Annotated in this window: 4 protein-coding genes; 2 read left to right on the top strand and 2 right to left on the bottom strand. The window is 60.1% G+C overall.

Features of this window, described 5'->3' with window-relative positions; genetic code table 11:
- Positions 1-51 precede the first annotated feature (51 nt).
- The gene (locus tag VFO93_RS12700) at positions 52-636 is read right to left on the bottom strand and encodes a Uma2 family endonuclease (RefSeq protein WP_325134748.1); all 585 of its coding nucleotides are present in this window, start codon (positions 634-636) and stop codon (positions 52-54) included.
- 102 nt (positions 637-738) lie between these two features.
- Between VFO93_RS12700 and VFO93_RS12695 the strand changes: the two genes are divergently transcribed.
- Both VFO93_RS12695 and VFO93_RS12690 read left to right on the top strand, forming a co-directional pair.
- A complete protein-coding gene (locus tag VFO93_RS12695) occupies positions 739-1,542 on the top strand; it encodes an alpha/beta hydrolase (RefSeq protein ID WP_325134747.1) in 804 nt (267 codons plus the stop codon).
- Between the two features lie 85 nt (positions 1,543-1,627).
- Positions 1,628-3,667, top strand: coding sequence for a S9 family peptidase (locus VFO93_RS12690; RefSeq protein ID WP_325134746.1), 2,040 nt, complete (start codon positions 1,628-1,630; stop codon positions 3,665-3,667).
- Positions 3,668-3,774: 107 nt separating this feature from the next.
- Here the strand turns inward: VFO93_RS12690 and VFO93_RS12685 are convergent.
- On the bottom strand, positions 3,775-3,991 hold a 217-nt coding region (locus VFO93_RS12685), incomplete at its 5' end, for a hypothetical protein (protein ID WP_325134745.1).

The following is a 3,991-nucleotide window of genomic DNA, read 5'->3' as shown; positions in this document are numbered from 1 at the left end:
GAGATGCTTCGGTAAGCTCAGCATGACGGACGTTTTTATTGATAAAAGCAATTAAGCAAACCGCAATTCTTTCAAATCCAATTCAAAGCCCGGTAGCACGGGCTCGCCGCTGAGCATATGGTCGAAGCCCTGCACCAAGCGCGGCGGGTAGGGCGGCTCAAACACATGGACAGTTTCGGTGCTGGGCACCACCAGCCAGGCCAGGCGCACGCCTGCGCCCAGCCAGTCGTGCATTTTGGTGAGTAGGGCGGGCAGGCGGTCGGAGGTCGAGGCTAGCTCAATCACAAAATCGGGGCAAATGCGGGCGAAGCGGCGGCGGTCGTCGGCAGGTAGTGCCTGCCAGCGCGCCTCGGCCACCCACGATACATCGGGCGAGAGCATAGCCCCGCCGGGCAGCGTGTAGCCGGTGGAGGAGTCGCCAACGCGGCCCAGCCGGGCCCGGTGGTTCCAGTGTGTGAGTTGATAAGACAACTCGTTGTTGGTGAAGCCGCTCTCGGTGAATACGGGAGGCATAATCGTAATTTGGCCGCTGCTGTTGCGCTCGATGCGCAAGTCGCGGTGGTCGAGGCAGAACTGGGCAAATTCCTCCTCCGTGAGGCGGTCCAGTACCGGCGTTTTCAGTGTGATGACATCCATAGTAAGGCACAGGCGAAGGGTAGGTAGCAAATTACGTTAAATTGGCCGGGCCGGCGCGTCAAGCATTGTTTTAGCAAATTTTTGAACAATAAAAATAAACGTGTGAAAACGCTACTAGTCATTGTGCTGGGTATCGCAGCGTTGCTTTACGTAGCTGTTTGTGGCTTCCTCTACTTCAAGCAAGAAGCCCTTCTGTTCTATCCCGAAAAGCTGCCCGCCAATTACCAGTTTCGCTTCCCCGGCGCGCCCCGCGAATACCCCATCACCGCGCCCGATGGTACGCAGCTGAGCGGCCTGTTATTTCAGGTGAAAAACCCTAAAGGCATGGTTTTCTTCCTGCACGGCAACGGCGGCTCGCTGGCAGGCTGGGGTGGGGCAGCGGCCACCTACACTCGGCTGGGCTACGATGTTTTCCTACTCGATTACCGGGGCTACGGCAAAAGCCAGGGCCGCATCAGTAGCCAAGCGCAGCTGTTCGGTGATGTAGAAGCGGCTTATAATCAGCTGAAAGGGCTGTATCCTGAAAGTAAAACCGTCATCACCGGCTACTCGGTGGGCACGGGGCCGGCGGCGTGGCTGGCGGCTCGGCACCAGCCACGCCTATTGCTGCTGCACGTGCCCTACTACAGCATGGCCGACATGGCCGCGCACACTATCCGGCTGTGGCCTATTTTGCCGGGGTGGCTGCTGCGCTACCCGCTGGCTACCAACGAGTACGTGCAGCAGGTGAGCGCGCCGGTGATACTCTTTCACGGCGACCGCGACGAGGTGATTCCCTACCAATCGTCGGGGCGGCTGCGGGCGCTGCTCAAGCCCGGCGACCAGCTTATTCCCATTCGCAGGGGCGGGCACAATGGGCTGCTGGAGCGGCCGCAGTATCAGCAGGTTATCGGGCAGCTGCTGTGAGTAGGAAACACCCCGACCGGGAAAAGCTGTTAGTATTGCTACGCCAAGCGCCGCTATCAGGCGGTGCAGTAAAGGCCATTCCCTTATGCAACAACCGCCCCTGGCCGCCATCAAGGCCAAAGAGTTAGCCTCGCCGCACGGCACACGCACCGATAATTACTACTGGCTCAACCAGCCCGAAGACCCCGAGGTGCTCGACTACCTGCGGGCCGAAAATGCCTATTTCGACCAGCAGATGGCCCCGGTCAAAGACCTGGAAGAGCAGCTGTTTCAGGAAATGAAAGGCCGCGTGCTCGAAACCGACGAGTCGGTGCCTGTGCGCGACAACGGCTATTATTACTACGCGCGCTACGTGGCGGGCGGCGAGTACCCGCTCTACTGCCGCAAAAAAGATAGTCCTGACGCCGCTGAAGAAATTCTGCTCGATGGCAACGCCCTGGCCGAGGGCCACGCCTACTTTGCCGTGGGCGGCTACGAGGTGAGCGACGACAACCAGCTGCTCGCCTACAGCACCGACACCGTGAGCCGCCGCCTCTACACGGTGCGCTTCAAAAACCTGGCGACCGGCGAGCTCTACCCCGAGGAAATCCCGAACGTGGAAGGCGCGGGCGTGTGGGCGGCTGATAATCAAACGTTTTTCTACGCTAAAAAAGACCTGGAAACGCTGCTGCCCTATCAAGTGTACCGCCACACGCTGGGCACCGACCCGGCCACCGACGTGCTGGTGTATGAGGAGCCGGACAACACGTTTTACACCCACGTGGGCCGCAGCAAGTCGGGCAAGTATTTACAAATCGTACTCAGCAGTTCGCTTTCCTCGGAAACGCGCTACCTCGACGCGGCCACACCCACCAGCGAGTTTGCCGTGTTTTTGCCCCGTGAAGACGACCACTTGTATGAGGTCGAGGATGCCAACGGCGCGTTTTACGTGCGGACCAACTGGCAGGCGCCCAACTTCCGCATCGTGAAAACGCCGCTGACGGCCACCGACAAAACCGATTGGCAGGATGTAATTCCGGCCCGCGACGAGGTTTTTATCGACCAGATGGAGCTGTTCCGTGACTACCTCGTGCTGAACGAGCGCAAGGACGGGCTGCTGCAATTGCGCGTAATTCGCTGGCAGGATGGGAAGGATGAGTACCTGCAATTCAACGAGGTAGCGTATACGGCCACCATCGGGGCCAACCCCGAGTTCGACACGCAAACGCTGCGCTTTCACTACACCTCGTTTTCGACGCCCGTTTCCACGTTCGACTATGACATGGCCACGCACCAGCAAACGCTGCGCAAAGAGCAGCCGGTGCTGGGCGATTTCAATAAAAGCGACTACGTGGAGGAGCGCCGTTGGGTGCCCGCCCGCGATGGCAAGCGCATTCCCGTTTCCATCGTCTACAAGAAAGGCTTTGCCAAGGACGGTACCAGCCCGCTGCTGCAATACGCCTACGGCTCCTACGGCTACTCGCTCGACCCCACCTTTTCGTCGGCCCGCCTGAGCTTGCTCGACCGGGGCTTTGCGTACGTGCTCTGCCACATCCGGGGCGGGCAGGAGCTGGGCCGGCAGTGGTTTGAGGACGGGCGCATGTTGAACAAGCTCAACTCGTTCCACGATTTCATCGACTGCTCGGAGTACCTGATTCAGGAAAAATATACCTCGGCCGACAAGCTCTTCGCAATGGGCGGCAGCGCGGGCGGCCTGCTCATGGGCGGCATCATCAACCTGCGCCCCGACCTCTACAAAGGAGTGTTGGCCGCCGTGCCCTTCGTGGACGTGGTCACGACGATGTCCGACGAAAGCATCCCGCTCACTACCGGCGAGTACGACCAGTGGGGCAACCCCGCCGACCAGCCCTACTACGAGTACATGCTCTCGTACTCGCCCTACGACAACGTGCGCGCCCAGGCCTACCCCAACATGCTCGTAACCACCGGACTGCACGATTCGCAGGTGCAGTACTACGAGCCCGCCAAGTGGGTAGCCAAGCTCCGCACCCTCAAAACCGACAACAACCTGCTGCTGCTGCACACCGACCTGGAGGCCGGCCACGGCGGCGCCTCGGGCCGCTTCCAGGCCCTGCGCGACGTGGCTCGGCAATATGCGTTTATGCTGCTGGTGCTGGGCATGTAGGGTAAGCTTTAGCTTGCCAGCGCGGAGCGCAGTGCGTATGCTGTGCCGTGTGTAGCGCCCAAGCGCACTGCGCTCCGCGCTGGCAAGCTAAAGCTTACCCTATACCCTTATCGCCCCACCGAAGGTGCGGTGCGCCCCTGAGCCGCCGCTTCTTTCTCATTAGCGCTCAGCTGGTTTTGGAGCTGAAACGTAACCTGCTGGCAGTCGGCAAAGTGCTGCTGGGCGGTCTTGAGCGCGGCTTCGGTACTGAGCAGGCGCTGGTAGAGGAAGACGATGAGCCCGAGCGAGATAGCCAGCGCGGCGATAAAAATGATGTTTTTCATG

Origin of the sequence: Hymenobacter sp., assembly GCF_035709525.1 — a bacterium.
Lineage (GTDB): Bacteria > Bacteroidota > Bacteroidia > Cytophagales > Hymenobacteraceae > Hymenobacter.
The sequence above is the reverse complement of the archived record's forward strand: the minus strand, read 5'-3'. Positions and strand labels throughout refer to the sequence as shown.